Source organism: Actinoplanes aureus, assembly GCF_015704865.1.
Classification (GTDB): domain Bacteria; phylum Actinomycetota; class Actinomycetes; order Mycobacteriales; family Micromonosporaceae; genus Actinoplanes; species Actinoplanes aureus.
Genome location: NZ_JADQTO010000108.1, coordinates 1 through 591, shown reverse-complemented (window position 1 = coordinate 591; position 591 = coordinate 1). Strand labels below are relative to the sequence as shown.

Annotated in this window: 2 protein-coding genes; both read right to left on the bottom strand. The window is 71.1% G+C overall.

What is annotated here, in order from left to right; translation table 11 throughout:
• Positions 1-136: 136 nt before the first annotated feature.
• Positions 137-313 carry a hypothetical protein gene (locus tag I4J89_RS49140; RefSeq protein WP_196421110.1) on the bottom strand — a complete coding sequence of 59 codons (177 nt, stop codon included), beginning with the start codon at positions 311-313 and terminating at the stop codon, positions 137-139.
• 121 nt (positions 314-434) lie between these two features.
• On the bottom strand, positions 435-591 hold a 157-nt coding region (locus I4J89_RS52205; RefSeq protein ID WP_196421109.1), incomplete at its 5' end, for a class I SAM-dependent methyltransferase.

Sequence of the window (591 nt, the reverse complement as noted above, 5' to 3'; positions counted from 1 at the left end):
CTTTGTCGGTGCTGGAGAAGATCGAGCTGAGGCGGCCGGTACGCCTGCTCGGCGTGCGCGCCGACCTGCACCTCGACGAATAGCAGGATCCGTAGTCACGCTGCACGAATCACCGGCGACCCGGCGCCAGCCGTGGTCAAGAACCGGCAGCACCGCCGCCGGCATTGGTCGCCACGCTCAGCACCTCCCGTTGCTGCAGGGTGAGTCGTACGTGGTCGTCGTCGACGTGCCGGACGACAACCTGCCGGTCGCCGGCGATCACCGTGTGCGGGAGCGCGGCCTCGATCAGGAACCGGCCGCCGGGGCTCAGCACGTCGGCGACCCGGCGCAGGCACTGCTCCTGCCGGTCGGCGGTGCCGAGCAGCAGGAACGTGGACGCGGCGACGTAGACGAAGCGAAACGGGAACGGGGCGGGCGGAAGTCGGCCATGTCGGCTATCCGGGCGTCGACGCGCAGTTCGCCGCGTGGCGGCGCAGTACGGCGATCATCTGCGGTGAGGCGTCGATCCCGCTGACCGGTATGCCTCGGCGGGCCAGCGGCAGGGCGAGGCGGCCGGAGCCGATGCCGAGTTCGAGGACCGGGGCGTCTTCG